We start from the raw sequence: 17,977 nt of genomic DNA, 5'->3' as shown, positions 1-17,977 counted from the left end.
TATGGATTGGAAACTAGATCGCACAGCAAAAAAACCCTTATATAAACAATTAGCCGAATATATAGAAAATGGAATTACAGATGGAACGTTTCCACCTGATAAGCCATTACCTTCTGAAAGAAATTTAGCAAAGGAATTTAATATAAATAGAAGTACAGTTGTGACTGCTTACGATGAGCTAGAAGCGAATGGACTTATTCAAAGGAATAGAGGAGTCGGGACTACGATAAGTAAAGATATTTGGGGAATTACGAAGAAGCGTATTCCAAGCTGGAATAGATATATTGAAGCAGGAAGCTTTCTGCCTAATTTACCAGTCACTCAAAAAATAAGACAACAATCGGTGGAAGGTCAGCTAATTAATCTAGCGAGTGGAGAATTGTCTGAAGATCTTTTTCCAGTGAAGGCATTAAGAAAGATTACTTCTACACGATCCTTTATTGGAAGCTTAGGATACGACCATCCACTAGGCAATGCTATATTAAGAGAAACGATTACTAAGCACGTTAAAGAATTTCGAAAAATTGAAACGAATCCTTCGTCCATCCTTATCACATCTGGCGCACAACAAGCGTTATATTTAGTTGTGCAATGCCTATTGAAGCCAGGAGATGCAGTAGTATTGGAAGAGCCATCCTATCATTATAGTCTACCAATATTCAAATCAGCAGGAATCAAAACGTATTTTTTACCAGTTGATAAAGATGGTATTAATCCTGAAGATTTAGTGCTATTGCATAAGAAACATCGTATTAGGATGATATTTTTAAACCCAGTCTTTCAAAATCCAACAGGTACATTACTTAGTGAGAATAGGAAAAGAGAAATTTTGAGAATATCTTCGGAGTATGGAATACCGGTTGTCGAAGATGATCCATATAGTTTAACAGCATTTTCAGGGGAGAAAATGCTAGCCTTGAAGTCATTGGACCTTAATGGAAATGTCCTATACATTAGTTCATTATCCAAAATCGTTGCTTCAGGTTTACGGATTGGATGGATTATTGGTCCAAAGCCAGTTATTGAAAGATTATCAGATGCGAAACAACAAATTGATTTCGGACATGCGAGCTATAACCAATGGATTGCGAATGACTTTTTAGAATCAGAAGAATTCCATGCCCATATTAAAAATTTAGTTGAAAAACTAAAAATACGGAGAAATCAAATTGTCACTAGTCTTCAGTGTTATTTAAAGAATCAAGTAGATTTCTTTATACCTGAAGGGGGCATTCATATTTGGTGCAAGATAAAGCGAGATTTTAATGAAATGGAATTGCTAGAAGAATCCATCAAAAGAGGGGTCATTTACGCCCCAGGTAATACGATGGGTTCTCAAAAAGGTTTTGTTCGTTTTACTTTTGCTAGGGAGAATGAAGGTACTATTCATGAAGGAATAAGACGCTTTTCAGATGCTTTTCATGCAATAGAATAGTAAAATAGAGGACAATTGTGACGTTGATTGTTCTGATAAAGAGATTTGGGATTTTCGTGATGGATGGTAAAAAAAGTGCTTGAATGGATGGTTTGTATGACTAATATATCTACTATGATTTTTAATAGAGGGAAAATATAAGGGGAGAAATATATGCCAAATTGGTTAAATAATACTTGTTATGTAATGCTATTAATCGTGAGTATGGGGTGTGTTACTCACGGGTTAAAGTGGAAATCAAATAAGCCGGTTGAAGAGAGTTAATAGACATTTGACCTTTCTTTTACTATAAAAATAGGAGCTGTTGAGATAGCTCCTATTTTTATTCTCCTTGATGACCATCTACGAAACCAATTAATCTAGATAGAATATTTTCCATAGTATTCTTCTAGCGTAATCCCTTTTTCATGAATTTCAGTTGCTATATCTTTTCCGACATATCGAATATGCCATGGTTTATACTTATAGCCTGTTATATCTTCTTTTCCTTTTGGAAAACGGATAATAAAGCCATATTCATGTGCATGTTTATCTAACCATTTTGCCTCTTCGGTATTAGCAAACTGATCTTCAACTGCAAATTCTCCAGTTATTCCAGAAACATCTATAGATAGTCCTGTTTGATGTTCACTATGCCCAGGGCGAGCACTATATCTATCAGCTTCTTCTACGCCGTCTTTACTGACATAATTATTATAAAGCCTTGTTTGTGCTGCTTCAGAACGGTACCCTGATACTCCTGCCAAATGAATACCATCCGATTTAGCAGCTTCAAACATTCTTTTTAATGCCTCGGCAGGTTCTTTTCGCATTTGTCGCTTTTCTATTTTTTCATTAAAAATAAATGGTACATCTGGATATACTAAATCATTTGGAACATAATTTTCAGGTAATCGAAACTCTTTATTGATAAGTACAGCAATATCAGAAGGATGACTAGCTACTTTTTTGGACTCTTCTTGTTCGGAATTACTACATCCTACGATAATAAATATACTAACTACAATAAAACTAAGTTTCGGAATGAGATTCTTTATGATGGTCATGGCTATATTTCCTCCTAAATAACGATCCGTACTTCAAGTTTAGAGGAAAATTTTTAAATAAAAGTTAGATATTACTTAAGTTTTTCTTAAATAATTTCGATTCTGACTTGAACTCTAGTAATTAATGAAAATGCCGTATCTATTAGATGATACGGCTTTTAACTAATGCTTTTTTAGGAAAGGATACGATAGGATTAATCCCAACAAATATAAAACACATAAGAAGTAAACGGGAAGCAGATGGATAAAGGTTGTATACCCAATATACAGATGGGTTCCAATCCCAGTTATAAATGCAGGTAACGCCCCAATCGCAAGCGTGTTCCAAATCCAACCTTCTCCTTTTCGGAATCCCCATAAGGAAAGCGTAAGAACAAGTAAACCCACACTTACAAGGGAGCTGCCGAACCCTGCTCGGTCATGTGCGATAACAGGAATCAAATTATTGCTAATACTATCTAACATTTCGGGTGTCATACACAGATAGCTTAAATCGGTTGATACAAAAACGTGTGATACACCTATTGTAGAAATAACAATCCCGCCTACTAATATAGAAAATCCCAGTATTATAAACAGGAGCTGTCCGAAAAGCGAGAGCTGCCACGTTCTATCATTTGTTTCATTTTGAGAAAAGGGGCTACCTATGACTCTTCTATCTTCCTTGAAACTAAAATAATAGATTGGCAATAAGACAAGCCAATATAGACCATGCAGCCAATCGAAGTAACCGAAACCAATAAAAAGAAAAATACCGAGAAACCCTATGATTGCTGCGCTGTGAAACGCAATTCTTGCCCAATGCAAGCCGTTCTTGATCCCATGCCGTGCAAGTTGGAAATACAATATTCCTCCTGATATCATCGTCCCAGCTAGTGCCATTCGATCATGTGACATAAATGATAGTATGAGTGGATTTATGAGTGATAAATCGGTTTTGGTGAGTCCGATAAATGATTCATCATAGTGCAGGATAATACTGGTGAATGCAAAGTATAAGGCTATAATTCCTCCAACTAGGATGGACAGACCAAACAGGAGTGACCAGTGCCTTTGTTGGTTTGTATTGGGACTCATTTCATCGAATAATAATCTTTCATGGATTCGCTTTGGTAACCCTGGCCCAGCCTTTACATAGCCATCAGTAAGCATCAGTAAATCTGTACCAACTTGGACTAAGGAACGTGCTTCTGCTGGTGTATCCACTCCGCCAGAGGTAATGACGATTACATCAGGATGCTTATCCTTCATCTGTTTAACCACTTGAGTTAAGCGTTCATTCGCTTGTACATCTTCATACCAATAACCATCCTCTGATTGATGGGGCGCATGTATGACGATTCCATCAAAGCCTGTTTGTTGTTTTAGTGTCTGTAACTCCAACCCTTTTTCGCCTATTTCATCTGCTGAGAGTGATATATAAAACGTACGTGAATGCAATTTGCCTTCTTGAAAGTAGGAGGAGATTTGCTCTTTTGTTCCGATGAAAGCATCTACAAAAGGAGTTAAATGCTGCACAATCAAATCCCATTCATGTTCTTTCACTTCGGCATCTATCCTAGCGAATATAGGAATTTGAATATTTTGATTATTTAATTTGTTAATCGCTAGTTTGAGAGGGACCCTCTCTAGAGAATCAGAAAACAGAATCTGATTATTAATCCTTCTTGGTTCTTCTTGGTAGTTTGGTTTGTCCAAAACAATGGGACCTACTTCTAAAAATCCAAAGCCTAGCTCTTGGAATGCTTTAATACCCGATAGATTAGGATCAATGAGACCACTTAACCCAATAGGGGAAAGAAACATAGTATGATTAATAGTCTTTTGTAATTCCTGTGGGGGTTTTATATGCCCTAAAAATTCAATTAGATTCCGGCCACCAGGAATAGATGCGATTGTATTCATAGATTTATGAATAAACTCTCGGCTTGTTTTGGGGCTTAGTTTATCCAGTACAAGTTTCTTCAATGGATGATAGGACCAATCTGGCATACACAACACCTTCTAACTAATTAGAGTCTTCTTTTTAATAGATTAGTTCAATTCTAGCATGGATTGATATAGTCGGACATTGTGGTGCTTTGATGTTGATTTCGTAAGTGGTGACTTTGTAATAGGGTGGGGTGCGTTTTTATCTACAGCTTACTCTATTAATTCATTTGTCCTATAGTCATATATTCGTATAGAACCATTTACAGAATAATCTGATAATTTCATAATGATAGAGAGATAACCAAATGAAGGAGGAAAAGTATGTATCGTAAATCCATTTCAGCCATATTAGCAATAGGATTAGTTCTATCATCAGGGTCTGCCTACGCACAACAAGTTAAAAGTGCACCTAACGGACATTCAGCCATAGCATTTGACAATAAAGTTCTAAACAAAATTAATGTCGACAATATGTACAACACAATCGCTTATTTATCAGAACAACCTAGAGAAGCAGGAACGGAAGGGGAAGTCAGAGCTGTAAAATATATAGAAAGTCAATTTAAGAGTCTAGGCTTGGAAACTACTATTCAACCATTTCCAATTTATGATACGCGAGTCAATCATGTAATAGTCCAAATAAACGGTAATAATGTAGCAGAGAGCCCAAAACCGTTTAGTGGTAGCGTCAGTAAAAAAGTAACAGCTCCACTCGTTTATATAGGAACAGGACTTCCTGAAGAAATTGGTGATTTAACAGGGAAAATTGCACTCATTGAACGTGGTGGCATTACATTTATTGAAAAAGTTCAAAATGCCTTAGAAAAAGGAGCCGTTGGTGTTTTAATGTACAACAACAGCTCAGCAGGTAATTCTTTTGGACAAGTTCAAGACGGACAAAATATCCCTGCAGTAGCTATTACAAGAGCTACTGGATTACAGTTAGTTGAACAACTAAAAACAACTGAAGTTGAAGCTACGTTAGATGTTGATATCGAAAAAATAGAAAAAACATCCTATAACGTCATTGCTTCACTGAAGCCAAATAAAAACAAAGATACAGGACAAATCGTAACAGTTGGCTCACATCATGATTCCGTACCAGGAGGACCTGGAGCAAATGATGATGCCTCTGGAGTTTCTGCAGTTCTTGAACTAGCAAGAGTTTTGTCCAAAACGCCTATTGATACAGAAATTCGTTTCATGACTTTTGGTTCTGAAGAAAGAGGAATGGTTGGATCATCCTATTATGCCGCCTCCCTTTCAAAAGATGAAGTATCTCGTATTCAAGCCCACTTCCAAATGGATATGATTGGTGGTCGAGATGCGGGAGAAGATAATCCTGCCGGTGGATTAATCATGTATACAATTGACGGTAAGAAAAACCTTGTGACGGATTTAGGTGCAGCAGCCGGTGCAAGAATTCGATCAGAAACGATTCCTTATGGACAATTAGGTCGTAGTGACCACCAACCTTTCCATGAATTAGGTATCCCTGCAGCTTTATTCATCCATTCACCTGTAGAACCTTGGTATCACAAACCTACAGATACACTAGATAAAATTAGCAAAGAAAAACTACAACAGGTAGCTGAAATCGTTGGCGCATCCGTATATCAAATTGCTCGTCCTGATACACCAGCCCTTGTTAACGCAACGGTTGCTCAAGAACTAGTCGATTATCCGTTTGAAAATCGACCAGTAGATTAATAGAATTACTAACCCATTAAGAATTATTATCTTAATGGGTTATGTAGTTCGGTCAACTAATAGGTGCAATAGTAGAAGAAATCAAGGCTGTCATTTAGACAGCCTTTTCTTATGTAGGAGAAGGATAGTTTAAGAAGGAAATTTCATTTTTGTGGCAAATAATGATATTAAAGGGGAGAGATAAAATGCGTTTATCACTTTTGGGTATTTCCATTTCACTTTTTGGTATAGCACTTATATTAACCTCAAGTGGGACGGCAACTGCATTAGGACTAGGGGTTTCGTTTATAGGCTTAATAGTTTCTCTAATATCTTGTTTTTTGAGAGACAGTAATTGAAGAATCACGGATGCAATAGCAAAAAATCAAGGCTGTCATTTAGACAGCCTTTTCTTATGCTTCTAAAGGTGCAATCCTTAATCAGTCAATTGTTTTTTCAAAAAATGAATAAATGTTTGCTTTAATAGATTATTTTTTTGATCGGCTAACATGAAAACTTGGATTGGCCGGTGTATTGGCATTCCCTTTACATTCAATATTTTAAATTGATCAGATTTAGAGTCGTTATTAATGATGAATTTAGACATAATTGCAATGCCTAAATTGTTTGCTACTGCGATTTTTATTGCTTCTGATTGATCCATTTCAACGATTTCTCTAGGATGGAAATTGTATGTTTCACACCATGTTTTAAAATGATTTCTTGTGTTAGAACCTTTTTCTCGGATAATGAATCGATGTTCTTTTAATTCATTTAAGTTAATTGCATCATTTTTTGCAGCTAATGGATGGTTTACATTTGCAACGAGAACGAGCATATCATGACCAATGATTTCAGAACTTAATTTATCGTTTTCTAACGAGGATGGTGATATAACGAGATCCGTTTTCTTCTCAAAAAGCTGATTGATAGAGGAAGTTGCATTGCCAAATGATAAAGAAAGACGAACCCCAGGGTGAGCCTTTTGGAAGGCGGTAGAGGTAGGAGGGATAATGTATGTTCCAATTGATGTAGCACTAATATGAAGGTCATTAATGGATAGACCTTTGATTTTATTGATTGTTTTTAATGCTTCTTCTTTACGGTTCATAATGTCATCCACGAAATCTAAAAAAATGGAGCCAGCAAAGGTTAATTCTACTTTTCTGCCATTATTTTTTAATAATATTACTTCGAGTTCATCTTGAAGAGACTGTAAGCGAACACTAATAGTCGGTTGACTAACATACAGAGCTTTTGCTGCTTCTGAATAACTCTTTTTTTCTACTACTTTCTGAAATGCCTCCAATTGTTTAAAATCCACAATACTTCCACCCTTTTATTTACCAAAATAGATTTGAAATTCACATGAGAATATATCTAAGTTTCCTATTTCTAATTAGTTATTAATATTTTTAATATCAACTATTAAAAAAAACAAATCGATTTACCGAACGTTAATATTTCTAGCATTAATCCTATATTACACTATATGTATAGCATAAAGTGAGGAGAGATGAAGATGTCAAACAAAGCAATTGTAATTGTTATTGATGGCTGTGCGCACGAGTATCTTGAGCAAGGAGTCACCCAAAATATTAGTGAACTAGGGAAAAAAGGGTTTTTCAAGAATGTTAAATCAGCTCTTCCTTCTGTAACAAATGTTAATCACGCGACTATATTGACAGGTTCATTGCCTATTGAACATCAGGTGACAGGAAACTATTTTTATAATCCTGAATCAGAAGAACAAGGGTTTATCGATGGAAAAGGGTTCTTAAATAAAGAGACGATTTTAGACGCATATGCAAAGCAGGGTAAGAGCACAGCTTTACTTGTGGTAAAAGGAAAGGTATTACAAGTATTTGGGGACAATGTTGAATTTGGGCTGAGTACTGAGCATCCTGATGAAAATCTCGTGAAACATTTAGATATGGAAATGCCTCCATATGTCGCAACCCCAGAAGCAAATGGTTGGATTATGGAAGCCTGTTACAATTTAATTCGCAAAGATAATCCTGATTTCATTTACTGTACGACAAATGATTATACAATGCATAATTATAATCCTAATCATGAAATTGCTAGGAAACAGATGGAAAGTATTGATTATTGGATTGGGGAAATCTATAAGCTTGATCCAGAACGAGAAATCTATATAACAGCTGACCATGGGATGACAACGAAAACACTACTCATAGATTTACAGAAAAAAATGAATAAGACTTCTTTTGATACTGTATGTATGCTGCCATTGAAAGATCGTTATCTTGAAAATCATATATATCAAGAGGGTTGCGCTGTTTATGTGTATGCAAAAGATCAAAGTCAAAAAGACGATATTTACAATCATCTTCAGTCTTATTCATTTATTGAAAGCATCTACACACGAGAAGAGGCAATGGATCAACTAGGTTTACCTGGTAATCGTATTGGTGACCTCGTTATCTTCGGAACACAAGAAGTGGCATTTGGAGAACTAGAGGACGAAGAATTGGCTGTAACTGTTCGAACACACGGATCGAAGTTTGAGCAAGATATTCCTTTAATCGCAGTGAATGCAAGACGTGAAGCAAGTAAATATGAGCGCCATTTCGATATAGTTAGATATATGTTTGAAGATTTAAAAGTTAGTGTTGATTAATGTCTGAATCTAATTGAAGAATATTGGGGTGAGGAACTGAAAAAGAGCTTTTCTTGGTGTGTTAGTAAACTAATAGGATCCTCACACAAGGTTGATTTTGTTCAAGAAAAGATTAGCAGCACTATAATTGTGCTGCTGAAATACTTTTAGTGGATGCTTATCCATTACCATCCCATACCATGATGCCACCAAGTGTTAGGATGCCATTGGGGAGCTGAATGCCATTGAACATTTGGGTGCCAGTGGTGACTCGGATGTACGTTCGAGTGATCCCAACTACTTGACGGAAGCCATCCCCCACCGGGTGACCAACCAGAAGTAAAGCCAACACCAAAACCAACACCAACAGGACCTATATCCATACGACCAACTGATGGATCAAAAGGAAGGTATGGTACAGTAGTATAATTTGTTTCTATTGAACCATTAAAAAAGTTTACTTCTGAACACTCTTGGTAATGTGTCACTTTCTACACAACCTTCGTTTTTCCAATACATTATCACTCTATGAACTTGGCCTAGAAAATGAAACTTGTTTCATTCATATTGATAAATGCAAAGAAGGTCATTTATGGAAATAAAAAAGTAAAATGTTTTCAGTACAAATAGAATAGCAAAAGATTAAGGCTGTCATTTGGACAGCTTTTTCTTATGCGGCTTGCTTCGCAGGTTAGTGGAATAAGATATGAAATTGGATTTTCATAATATCTTTTTTAGTTTCTTTATACAATAAAAATACAGATTTAAATATTTGGAGGTTTTTAATATGTTAAGAGAGGCGTCGTTAACGGAAGCAAAAGAAGCTGCGCAACTTGCTTTACTGCTTTGGCCCGATAACACTTTAGAAGAATTTATACACGAAATGAAAGAGATTATTACTCATCCTGACTCAACTGTTTTCTTAGCTTATCATAACAGCGAAGCAATTGGATTTGCACAAGGTCAATTGCGATATGATTATGTTGAAGGAACAAGTTCAAGTCCGGTCGGATATTTAGAGGGACTTTATGTAAAAGAGGCATTTCGCAAGCAAGGATTTGCTAAAAATTTAGTTGAAACTTGTGAAAAGTGGGCGAAGAAAAAAGGCTGCCAGGAGTTTGCTAGTGACTGCGAATTAGAAAATAAAGAAAGCCTAGCCATGCATCTTAAATTGGGATTTAGTGAAGCAAATCGGATTATTTGTTTCAAAAAAATGCTATAAGTATGTAAAGTGAAGATTCCCCACTGGAGATGAAGAGAAGCTAATTGGCATGATTGTACTAACTCCTGGCCCATGAGACTCAAGTGTAATGATTTATTACTTCTCTTATTTTTAAGAAGGGCGCTTATAGCAGAATTCGATTTTCAATCAGGTTTTTCAAGCTGATAAGGGATTTGGATGGTCCGAACTTTATGATAGTATCTTGAAATTGGCCGACTTCCTCTATGGAGCCAGTCTGAATCCTGATCATGTAATTATACTCGCCACTGATTCGAAACATATCGGTCACAACGGGTGTTTGTTCACAAAAATCCACCAGGTCTTGACATTGCTCTGTTTTGACAAGAAAGAATGTCGTGGTCCCTCGGTCTAGTGCCTCATGACGAAAGGTTGCTGTATAACCTGAGATGATGTCTTTCTCCTCAAGTCGTTTTATTCGTTCCCTAACCGAGGGCTGGGACATGGAAACTTCTTTACTTATTTGTGAAATAGAAATGCGCGCATTCTGCTGAAGCAGACGCATAATGCGGTAATCAGTCTCATCCATCCAATGTTCCATATATAACTCCTCCTGATGTGTTTTTGAAAAGTAAATAAAAAATATGTATATTCCTTCTTTTTCGAAGGTGTTATGTGGTAATTACCTTTTTAATTGTATGTATTTTGTTATATTACTATTCTATAATGAATTCATCAGAAAGGGGAGGTTATATTTGAATATCAAGGGTCTTGCTCATATTGCGATTCAGGCAAAAGATTATCCGGCAACTATCCGTTTTTATATTGAAGCATTAGGTTTCAAGCGTGGACATCATTGGAGCCTTCCTTCATTTCAAATTAAGGAAGCTTCGATGCTGATTTCACCTGATGGCCGAACGTGTCTTGAGGTTTTCGATGATGATGCCGTGATTCCAGCACAAGGGAAGAAAGCACAGTCGGAAGATGAAGTTGCTTACGGGGCTATGCTGCACATGGCGTTTTACGTAGATGATGTCGACGAAGCTTTCCAAATGGCACTTGCCAATGGGGCAAAGCCTTATGTGGAACCAGACAACTTGGTTCTTGGAGAGCCTGCTCTTCTTATCAGAAATGCCCTAGTCCACAGTCCAAATGGGGAGGTTATCGAATTTATTCAAGACGTTGATTTTGATATAGAGTCCCATCATTCAGTACAATAGTTCGATAAGCCAGTGGAAGTCTAAGATTTTTTTGGTCCTAGAAAAGGTTATAGCTCCTTTAGCCAAACTTTTTAATAAAAAGTATACATGTCTTGTTTTATGGTTTATAAAACAAGACTGACCATGTTTAAGAAAAGAAAAGCAGCACCATAATTGTGCTACTCTAAGAGGATGTTTATTCATTACCATCCCATACCATGATGCCACCAAGTGTTAGGATGCCATTGGGGAGCTGAATGCCATTGTGGGGTTGGATGCCATTGAACATGTTGGTGCCAATGATGACTCGGATGTACATTCGAATGATCCCAACTACTTGCAGGAAGCCATCCCCCACCAGGTGACCAACCGGAACCAACGCCAACAGGACCTACATCTACGCGACCATCTGATAGATCAAAAGGAAGGGATGGTACAGTAGAATAATTTTTTTCTATTAAACCATTTGAATATGCTACTTCCGAAATATCTTGGTAATATGTCATTTTCTACACAACCTCCATTTTTCCACATACATTATCAATCTATGAACTTGGTCCAGAAAATGAAACTTGTTCAATTCATATTGATAAATGCAAAGTACTTCGGCTGATTTATGTTAAAATATTGCGAGTGAAATTAGGTTCTTAACGATGTTATAAAATAACAATGTGGAAACGTAGAGAGGTCAGGACTAAATGGAAAAAGTATCAAATATAGATAAATTGGAATCAATAAAATCTTTTCAATCAACAATCCGTAAGCTCGAAAATGCCTTATTTCAGATGACTGAGAAAGGCGCAAATACTACCTTAGTAAAGAAACGGCTCAAAGCTGTTTGCATCGGTTTAGCAGTGCTAGAAAGTGCTTGGGATCAAAAAAGCTATCATTACACCCAGGAAGAGTTAGCAGAAGCTCACAATGTTCTTACTGGTTTATTACCTTCCATTGAGAAGGCCTATGTTAAGTTAAAGGCTGGTAGTCCCCAAAGAACGCTTTTAGATAGAAGAATTAAAGCGTTGGAATTAGCTATTCAAGCGATTAATGATTCTTTCCTTTAGAAAGTGTATAAAAAAGAAGAGATGTTTCCTTAACAGAAGCACCTCAGAGATGAATAGATTGGTACTTTACCATCCTACAATAGGATACCGCCATATAGGGTACCAAGGGTACCATGGATATCCTTGTTGCCAGCTACTTGAAGGAAGCCATCCGCCTCCAGGAGACCAACCGCCAGATGGTAACCCTCCAGCAGAAACATGGCCTCCTCCGACATGACCTCCTCCAACATGGCCTATTCCTGCACCAACAGGACCGGTTGGTGGATCAAGTGGTTGAGATGGGAAAGCATAATTTGTATATATTGAACTGTTTGGAAAGTATACTTGTGGATTAAGTTGATAATAATTCATTTTTTTCACAACCATTTTATTTAATTCGTACTTTAATAATTTATGCATGTCATATCAAATATGAAGCTTATTCATTTTTGGTTTTATAAAAATTAGCTCAATGGGCTTGTTGGTTAATAGGGTAATTCAAAGTTTGTATGAAAAATGGGAAACAAAATAGTAAGAGTGTTTATTATGATTTTTTATGCTGGTAACAGGCAGGATAGCTGAAGACAAAATAGCGCCAAGCCTCTTGACCTTCTCGATCAATGAAACGTAAATAACCATCCGCATCTCCCAAAATATGACCATCCTGCAACGCGACTGCCGCATATAGGCGCATTCCTTCCTTCCATAATGGGCCATTCTTCTACTGATCCTCTAGTATCCTGCTGGGTCGCTGGAACAGGTACACGAATGGTCACACCATTATAAAAATGGCAAGCATTGTAACACTTCTCGGCTGTCATAGGAAAATAAAGCATGTCCTATTGCATTGATTTTAATATACTTACTAAAATTTCCGTATGCTGAAAGGCTGAAGAAGATCGACTGCAAGAATAAGAGAAGATGGATAAATGGAAATATGAAGAACTAGAGTTAAAGTGTAATGAATAGGGAATAATTGAATAATTTTAACTAAAAAGAGTAGCAAAAACTGCTACTCTTTTTAGTTAAAATTATTTTATTACTCTAAATTATCTACTGCATATTGAGCTTCTTCTGGAGTGAATTTTTCTCCATGTTCAGAAACTAATTGGTCATAAATGGCATTCTTTGACATATCCATACTATCAGCATATGTCTTTGCCTTCTTTAATGCATTTGTTTTCCAATCAAATTCAAGATTATCAATAGCATATTGAGCCGCATCAGCAGGGAACTGTTCTCCATATTCAGAAACTAATTGGTCATAAATAGCGCTCTTTGACATACTCATTGTCTTGGCATATGTCTTTGCTTTCTTTAATGCAGAACTAAATTCTCTTGAAACACTTGGTTCTTTAGTAGTTGTTTCTTCTTTTGTTTGTTCATTATTTTTAGTATCATTAACATTTTTAGTATCATTAACTGCACTTGTTTCTTTTCCATCAGTAGAATTAGTAGCCTTATCATCCTCATTTTCTCCAGAGGTAGCCACTGCTACAATCAATATAATTGCAATTAACCAAACCCACCATTTTTTATAAAATGGTTTTTTCTTCTTTTTTTCTAAACCCACTAAGTACACTCCTTTTAAATCAAACATAAAAAAACATTCTAACATATTTTCACTTTAATTACTGATGATTGAACTGGTTTTCATATTTTTTTCATTTATTTTTGTAACAAAGTGTTGAACTATCTGGTGCAATAGCATAATAACAGAGGAGTTTAGCTCAATAAAAAACATTAAATAAATTAATATTTCAACAATTTTATATTATTGATATAATTTATCAGAAAAAATTTGCAAAGATAAACATGCTGTAAGGCTTGTGCTTTACAAAGAAAGAAGGGGTAATAAAATGATACAATCTGTTGTACATATTGCTTTGGTTGTTCAAGATTATGATGAAGCTATTGAGTTTTACACGAAAAAACTTTATTTCAAGTTAATTGAAGATACGTATTAACCAGAGCAAGATAAACGCTGGGGAGTAGTATCTCCACCTGGCTCGTCTGGAACTACAATATTACTTGCAAAGGCTTCAAAATCTGAACAAATATCATTTATTGGAAATCAAGCAGGAGGGAGAGTTTTTCTATTCCTTGGGACGGATGCCTTTTGGAGAGATTATAATGAAATGATAGCAAATGGAATTGAATTTGTTAGAGAACCAAAAGAACAACCATATGGTATTGTTTGCGTATTCAAAGATTTATACGGAAACTTATGGGATTTAGTTCAATTTAAAGAGAATCACCCTATGTTTCAACGAGTAAAATAGGCTAAAACTTTTAGAATACTTGTCAAAGTACTTATATATTTTTAAAGTGTAAAACAGGTTGTGAAAGAATGCACTTAAACAAACAGATGCGTGGATCCAAGAAGGATTAACGCTCTTTTATCTTGAACTTCTTATGGTACAGGGGTATGTTAGTGCAAGTTTTCTAACAGGAGGCAAATATGAAAGTATATGGAGACTTATTAGTAGAGACGATATCAAAGAATGAACCATTAATTAGAGTTTTGAAGGTTCTTAAAGAATTAAATCTACCTTTTGAATATTATGTTGGTGCAGGTTGTATCACAAACACAGTATGGAATGACATTTCTGGCTATCCTCTTGAATATGGAATTTCAGACATTGATATAGTTTATTATGAATCTGAAGATATAACTTCTGAAAGTGAGAAGATTCTCAAAGATAAATTGTTAAATCGACTCGGAGATTTTCAATTTAAGCTAGATGTGAAAAACCAGGCAAGAGTACACCTTTGGTATGAGAATAAGTTTGGCTTTTCCATAAAGCCATACGACTCTCTTGAAGAAGCAATAGATAGTTGGCCAACCACTGCAACTGCTCTGGGATTAAGGGAAGAACAAGATGGTTCATATAAAATCTACGCGCCTTACGATTTGGATGATTTATTTTCAATGGTAGTGAGACCAAATAAACTGATGATAACTAAGGAAATCTTTGATAATAAAGCAAAGAAATGGCGAGAAAAATGGCCAAAACTTATGATAGTTCCTTGGTAGGCCCGTATTTGTTGTTAGAAATTCTATTCAACTAAAAATAGGTTATTTTTGAACTAATAGGTGCAATAGCATATGATGTTTATTTTAAAAAGGTGTATTACTTTAATATAAAGAGCTGTCGTTCATAGTAACGGATTTAGTTTTTAAATGGTAAAATTGAACAAATGGTAAAATGGGGGGGAGATTATGTTCATACATAAGATTGATGAAAATGTTTCATTAAAATTAATTGAATTGAATGACACTGAAAGAGTTTTCGAACTAACGGAGCAATCAAGAAGTCATTTAAGAGAATGGTTGCCTTGGCTTGACTTTACCAAGAATGTGGAAGATACAAAAGAATTTATTCAAGGATGTTTAAAAGGTTATGCTGAGAATAAAAGTTTAAATACCGTTATTTTATTCAATGAAGAAATTGTTGGAGTGGCAGGCTTCAACAGTATAAATTGGTCCAATAAGACAGCATATATTGGATATTGGCTTGGCGAAGAATATCAAGGAAAAGGGATTATGACCAAGGTTGCCAAAGCATTGACCAACTATGCTTTTAATCATCTTAATTTAAATAAAGTGGAAATTCGAGCTGCTGTGGAAAATAAAAAAAGCAGAAGCGTTCCCGAACGATTAGGCTTTATGAATGAAGGAAGCATTAGGCAAGCAGAATGGCTTTATGATCATTTTGTTGACCATACCGTTTATGGGGTTTTAGCAGAAGAATGGAGAGAGAATGATTAATAACGTTAAAACCCATTTAAAAGCACCTGATTGTTCAGGTGCTTCAGACTGTAGACAAATTCGAATTGTTTCGGATTCGTCTACAGTCTTTTTCTTTTGTATAGGAAAAATCAAACAAAGAGAACGAAATAGTTTGAAACCATTCTTTTTTGAGATATGATGAACGAAAAAAGGATGCGGTTTTGTTGGAGAAAATTACTTCATTAGAACAATTACAAGAAGTGGCAAACTTGCCTGGATTGCAAATAGTGTTTATTAAGACAAATAATTGTGGGGTATGTGAAGCCGTGTTATATCGACTACAACAGGAGCTAACGGAAGCACAGCTTGAGCATTTGTATCTTGTCCAATCAGAAGAATCGAAAGAAATTGTTGGGCAATACTTACTTTATGCAGCCCCAACGATTCTCTTTTTTAATGAAGGAAAGGAAATTCATAGAGAATCACGTTTTGTGTCATTTGAAAATATCCATCGATTGCTTACCACTTTTGAGGAAGAATGAAAATAAAAAATAGAGGTTAAAATGAAAAAGGCATCCGAATGAGCTTCATTCGGATGCCTTTTGTCGATAGATTTCAAATGCGGTAAATATAATCAGTGCAAGCAATAGTGTTAATAAGGCTGAGCTAACATTGGTTTCTGGAATATAAACTTCCCAAAATGAATTAATGAAGGCATGAAAGATCATACATAGAAAAATACTTTTAGTAGCTAAATAAATGACCGTCAGTAAAAAAGATAATGCCAAAGCAATCAACGTAAACCAGAGAAAATTCATGTTCAATTGATTGGAGCCAACGACAAACCATAACGGCAAATGCCATATTGCCCAAATCGCCCCGACAATAAGTGTACTTGTGAATGGTGACCATCTTTTTTGTAATGTAGGCTGTAAATATCCCCGCCAACCTATCTCTTCTAAGCCACCTCCGATTATCATGATTGGCACATTAATGAATGCTAGATATAGAGGGTTCTTCATAGTTGCACCACCCCAAAGAGTTGGCAAGAAACAAGCCAGAAATGCAAGGCCAATCGTCAATACATACCATACGAATGGATACCGAGGATTTTTGATATTACCGATAAATGATGTGAATTCTGCTTTCGAGCTATACTTCTTTTTTAGCCAAATCTCACAAATAGCAGGTGTCACGCCACCAAGAATAAATAATATATATGATAATGCCGACCCAAATGTAAGTAGATGAAACTGTGTTAATAATGCTAAGGTACCCCATAGTAACCATGATGAAAAAAACGTAAAGAAAAGGAACCTTCTTACCTCTTTCAGCATTGGTTTTCCTCCTTATTTAGATCCCAATAGTAATAGTATAGACTTGCAAAGCGTATTCATTAGACGATTTTCATCAAGGAGTGCTTGCTCATTTCGGAACATCCCATAACATTTTTGTAAAACAACATCTCTTACAATTCCATCAATCGATGTCATGATAAAAGTAAATAAATCTTCGAGTGCTAATTCAGATTGAAAGGTACCTAAAGAAATTCCTTCATGAATAGCATTAATCAATTGATTGATTAAGTATTGTCCGCTTTCATTTTCCGTAATGTGGGGTAAGATTTTCTGTTGCCTTTTCGGATTGTTAGCAAAAAGAATCGTGAGTTCAAATTGAATCTTGCCAACCGTTGATAAGTTTTCTTTAATATAGTTTCCGAGAAAAGCAAACAGCTTTTCTATCGTTTCTTGAGGAGTATTACTGCTCTCAATAATGGCATCTATAGCCTGCTTATAGTTCGCATTCGCATTAGATTGATTAATAATAGCAACAAGTATTTCATCTATATCAGAATAATAGCGATAAATCCCTCCTTGGCTAACTCCAGAAGCCTTAATGATATCTCTCATCGTAATTTCATAGAGTGGCTTAACTTTGCATACGGATAAAGCTGCTTCTAAAATGGCTTCTTTCTTCTTTATGACGTATTCATGGCTTACTTTTGGCATATGTACCTCCTCATAAAAATAAAAGTGACACTATTGTCATTTTTATTTTATATCAAGAGTGATTGATTGTCATTTTTAACCATTGTAATTT

20 protein-coding genes and 1 pseudogene are annotated in these 17,977 nt (G+C 35.7%); 10 read left to right on the top strand and 11 right to left on the bottom strand.

Annotation, left to right across the window (positions count from 1 at the left end; translation table 11 throughout):
- Position 1: 1 nt before the first annotated feature.
- The gene (gene pdxR / locus TX86_RS19590) at positions 2-1,435 is read left to right on the top strand and encodes a MocR-like pyridoxine biosynthesis transcription factor PdxR (protein WP_042351489.1); all 1,434 of its coding nucleotides are present in this window, start codon (positions 2-4) and stop codon (positions 1,433-1,435) included.
- A 359-nt stretch (positions 1,436-1,794) separates the two neighbouring features.
- Here the strand turns inward: pdxR and TX86_RS19585 are convergent, their stop codons facing one another.
- Positions 1,795-2,481 (bottom strand): M15 family metallopeptidase, encoded by a 687-nt coding sequence (locus TX86_RS19585; RefSeq protein ID WP_042351487.1) that lies wholly within the window; start codon positions 2,479-2,481, stop codon positions 1,795-1,797.
- A gap of 162 nt (positions 2,482-2,643) precedes the next feature.
- Complete coding sequence (locus TX86_RS19580; RefSeq protein ID WP_042351485.1) at positions 2,644-4,473, bottom strand: dihydroorotate dehydrogenase; 1,830 nt, start codon at positions 4,471-4,473, stop codon at positions 2,644-2,646.
- A gap of 261 nt (positions 4,474-4,734) precedes the next feature.
- On the opposite strand from TX86_RS19580, the gene TX86_RS19575 reads away from it, so the two are divergent.
- Positions 4,735-6,123: a M28 family peptidase gene (locus tag TX86_RS19575; RefSeq protein ID WP_042351484.1), complete on the top strand. Its 1,389-nt coding sequence runs from the start codon at positions 4,735-4,737 to the stop codon at positions 6,121-6,123.
- A 415-nt stretch (positions 6,124-6,538) separates the two neighbouring features.
- On the opposite strand, the gene TX86_RS19570 is transcribed toward TX86_RS19575, so the two are convergent.
- The gene (locus tag TX86_RS19570; RefSeq protein ID WP_042351483.1) at positions 6,539-7,426 is read right to left on the bottom strand and encodes a LysR substrate-binding domain-containing protein; all 888 of its coding nucleotides are present in this window, start codon (positions 7,424-7,426) and stop codon (positions 6,539-6,541) included.
- 198 nt (positions 7,427-7,624) lie between these two features.
- Here TX86_RS19570 and TX86_RS19565 point away from each other — a divergent pair, with 198 nt between their 5' ends.
- On the top strand, positions 7,625-8,746 hold the full coding sequence (locus tag TX86_RS19565) for an alkaline phosphatase family protein (protein WP_042351481.1): 1,122 nt from the start codon (positions 7,625-7,627) through the stop codon (positions 8,744-8,746).
- Positions 8,747-8,910: 164 nt separating this feature from the next.
- On the opposite strand, the gene TX86_RS19560 is transcribed toward TX86_RS19565, so the two are convergent.
- Positions 8,911-9,213: a hypothetical protein gene (locus TX86_RS19560; RefSeq protein ID WP_042351478.1), complete on the bottom strand. Its 303-nt coding sequence runs from the start codon at positions 9,211-9,213 to the stop codon at positions 8,911-8,913.
- Between the two features lie 299 nt (positions 9,214-9,512).
- On the opposite strand from TX86_RS19560, the gene aac(6') reads away from it, so the two are divergent.
- Entirely contained in the window at positions 9,513-9,947 is a 435-nt protein-coding gene (aac(6'), locus tag TX86_RS19555; protein ID WP_042351477.1) for an aminoglycoside 6'-N-acetyltransferase, read from the top strand.
- Between the two features lie 124 nt (positions 9,948-10,071).
- Here the strand turns inward: aac(6') and TX86_RS19550 are convergent, their stop codons facing one another.
- On the bottom strand, positions 10,072-10,506 hold the full coding sequence (locus tag TX86_RS19550; RefSeq protein WP_042351476.1) for an Lrp/AsnC family transcriptional regulator: 435 nt from the start codon (positions 10,504-10,506) through the stop codon (positions 10,072-10,074).
- A gap of 154 nt (positions 10,507-10,660) precedes the next feature.
- Between TX86_RS19550 and TX86_RS19545 the strand changes: the two genes are divergently transcribed.
- The gene (locus tag TX86_RS19545; protein ID WP_042351474.1) at positions 10,661-11,125 is read left to right on the top strand and encodes a VOC family protein; all 465 of its coding nucleotides are present in this window, start codon (positions 10,661-10,663) and stop codon (positions 11,123-11,125) included.
- 182 nt (positions 11,126-11,307) lie between these two features.
- Here TX86_RS19545 and TX86_RS19540 read toward each other — a convergent pair whose 3' ends face one another.
- Positions 11,308-11,610, bottom strand: coding sequence for a hypothetical protein (locus TX86_RS19540; protein WP_042351473.1), 303 nt, complete (start codon positions 11,608-11,610; stop codon positions 11,308-11,310).
- A gap of 192 nt (positions 11,611-11,802) precedes the next feature.
- Between TX86_RS19540 and TX86_RS19535 the strand changes: the two genes are divergently transcribed.
- Complete coding sequence (locus TX86_RS19535) at positions 11,803-12,165, top strand: hypothetical protein (RefSeq protein ID WP_042351472.1); 363 nt, start codon at positions 11,803-11,805, stop codon at positions 12,163-12,165.
- A gap of 66 nt (positions 12,166-12,231) precedes the next feature.
- Here TX86_RS19535 and TX86_RS19530 read toward each other — a convergent pair whose 3' ends face one another.
- The 3 genes from TX86_RS19530 to TX86_RS19525 all read right to left on the bottom strand — a co-directional run bounded on the left by TX86_RS19530 (position 12,232) and on the right by TX86_RS19525 (position 13,717).
- The gene (locus TX86_RS19530) at positions 12,232-12,516 is read right to left on the bottom strand and encodes a hypothetical protein (RefSeq protein ID WP_042351470.1); all 285 of its coding nucleotides are present in this window, start codon (positions 12,514-12,516) and stop codon (positions 12,232-12,234) included.
- Positions 12,517-12,761: 245 nt separating this feature from the next.
- Positions 12,762-12,965 carry a hypothetical protein gene (locus tag TX86_RS26815; protein ID WP_154663179.1) on the bottom strand — a complete coding sequence of 68 codons (204 nt, stop codon included), beginning with the start codon at positions 12,963-12,965 and terminating at the stop codon, positions 12,762-12,764.
- Positions 12,966-13,183: 218 nt separating this feature from the next.
- A complete protein-coding gene (locus TX86_RS19525) occupies positions 13,184-13,717 on the bottom strand; it encodes an Ltp family lipoprotein (protein ID WP_230203689.1) in 534 nt (177 codons plus the stop codon).
- 286 nt (positions 13,718-14,003) lie between these two features.
- Between TX86_RS19525 and TX86_RS26410 the strand changes: the two are divergent.
- The 4 genes and pseudogenes from TX86_RS26410 to TX86_RS19505 all read left to right on the top strand — a co-directional run bounded on the left by TX86_RS26410 (position 14,004) and on the right by TX86_RS19505 (position 16,419).
- Positions 14,004-14,426: pseudogene (locus TX86_RS26410) on the top strand (VOC family protein).
- A 179-nt stretch (positions 14,427-14,605) separates the two neighbouring features.
- Complete coding sequence (locus TX86_RS19515; protein ID WP_042351465.1) at positions 14,606-15,181, top strand: nucleotidyltransferase family protein; 576 nt, start codon at positions 14,606-14,608, stop codon at positions 15,179-15,181.
- A gap of 186 nt (positions 15,182-15,367) precedes the next feature.
- Positions 15,368-15,916 carry a GNAT family N-acetyltransferase gene (locus TX86_RS19510; protein ID WP_042351464.1) on the top strand — a complete coding sequence of 183 codons (549 nt, stop codon included), beginning with the start codon at positions 15,368-15,370 and terminating at the stop codon, positions 15,914-15,916.
- A gap of 185 nt (positions 15,917-16,101) precedes the next feature.
- Positions 16,102-16,419 (top strand): thioredoxin family protein, encoded by a 318-nt coding sequence (locus tag TX86_RS19505; protein ID WP_042351463.1) that lies wholly within the window; start codon positions 16,102-16,104, stop codon positions 16,417-16,419.
- A 45-nt stretch (positions 16,420-16,464) separates the two neighbouring features.
- Here TX86_RS19505 and TX86_RS19500 read toward each other — a convergent pair whose 3' ends face one another.
- The gene (locus TX86_RS19500; RefSeq protein WP_042351462.1) at positions 16,465-17,214 is read right to left on the bottom strand and encodes a CPBP family intramembrane glutamic endopeptidase; all 750 of its coding nucleotides are present in this window, start codon (positions 17,212-17,214) and stop codon (positions 16,465-16,467) included.
- A 12-nt stretch (positions 17,215-17,226) separates the two neighbouring features.
- Positions 17,227-17,886, bottom strand: a complete 660-nt coding sequence (locus TX86_RS19495) for a TetR/AcrR family transcriptional regulator (RefSeq protein WP_042351461.1) — start codon at positions 17,884-17,886, stop codon at positions 17,227-17,229.
- Positions 17,887-17,977: the final 91 nt, after the last annotated feature.

The organism is Bacillus massiliigorillae (assembly GCF_000380245.2).
GTDB classification, from domain to species: Bacteria; Bacillota; Bacilli; order Bacillales; family DSM-1321; genus Bacillus_AD; species Bacillus_AD massiliigorillae.
The sequence above is the reverse complement of the archived record's forward strand: the minus strand, read 5'-3'. Positions and strand labels throughout refer to the sequence as shown.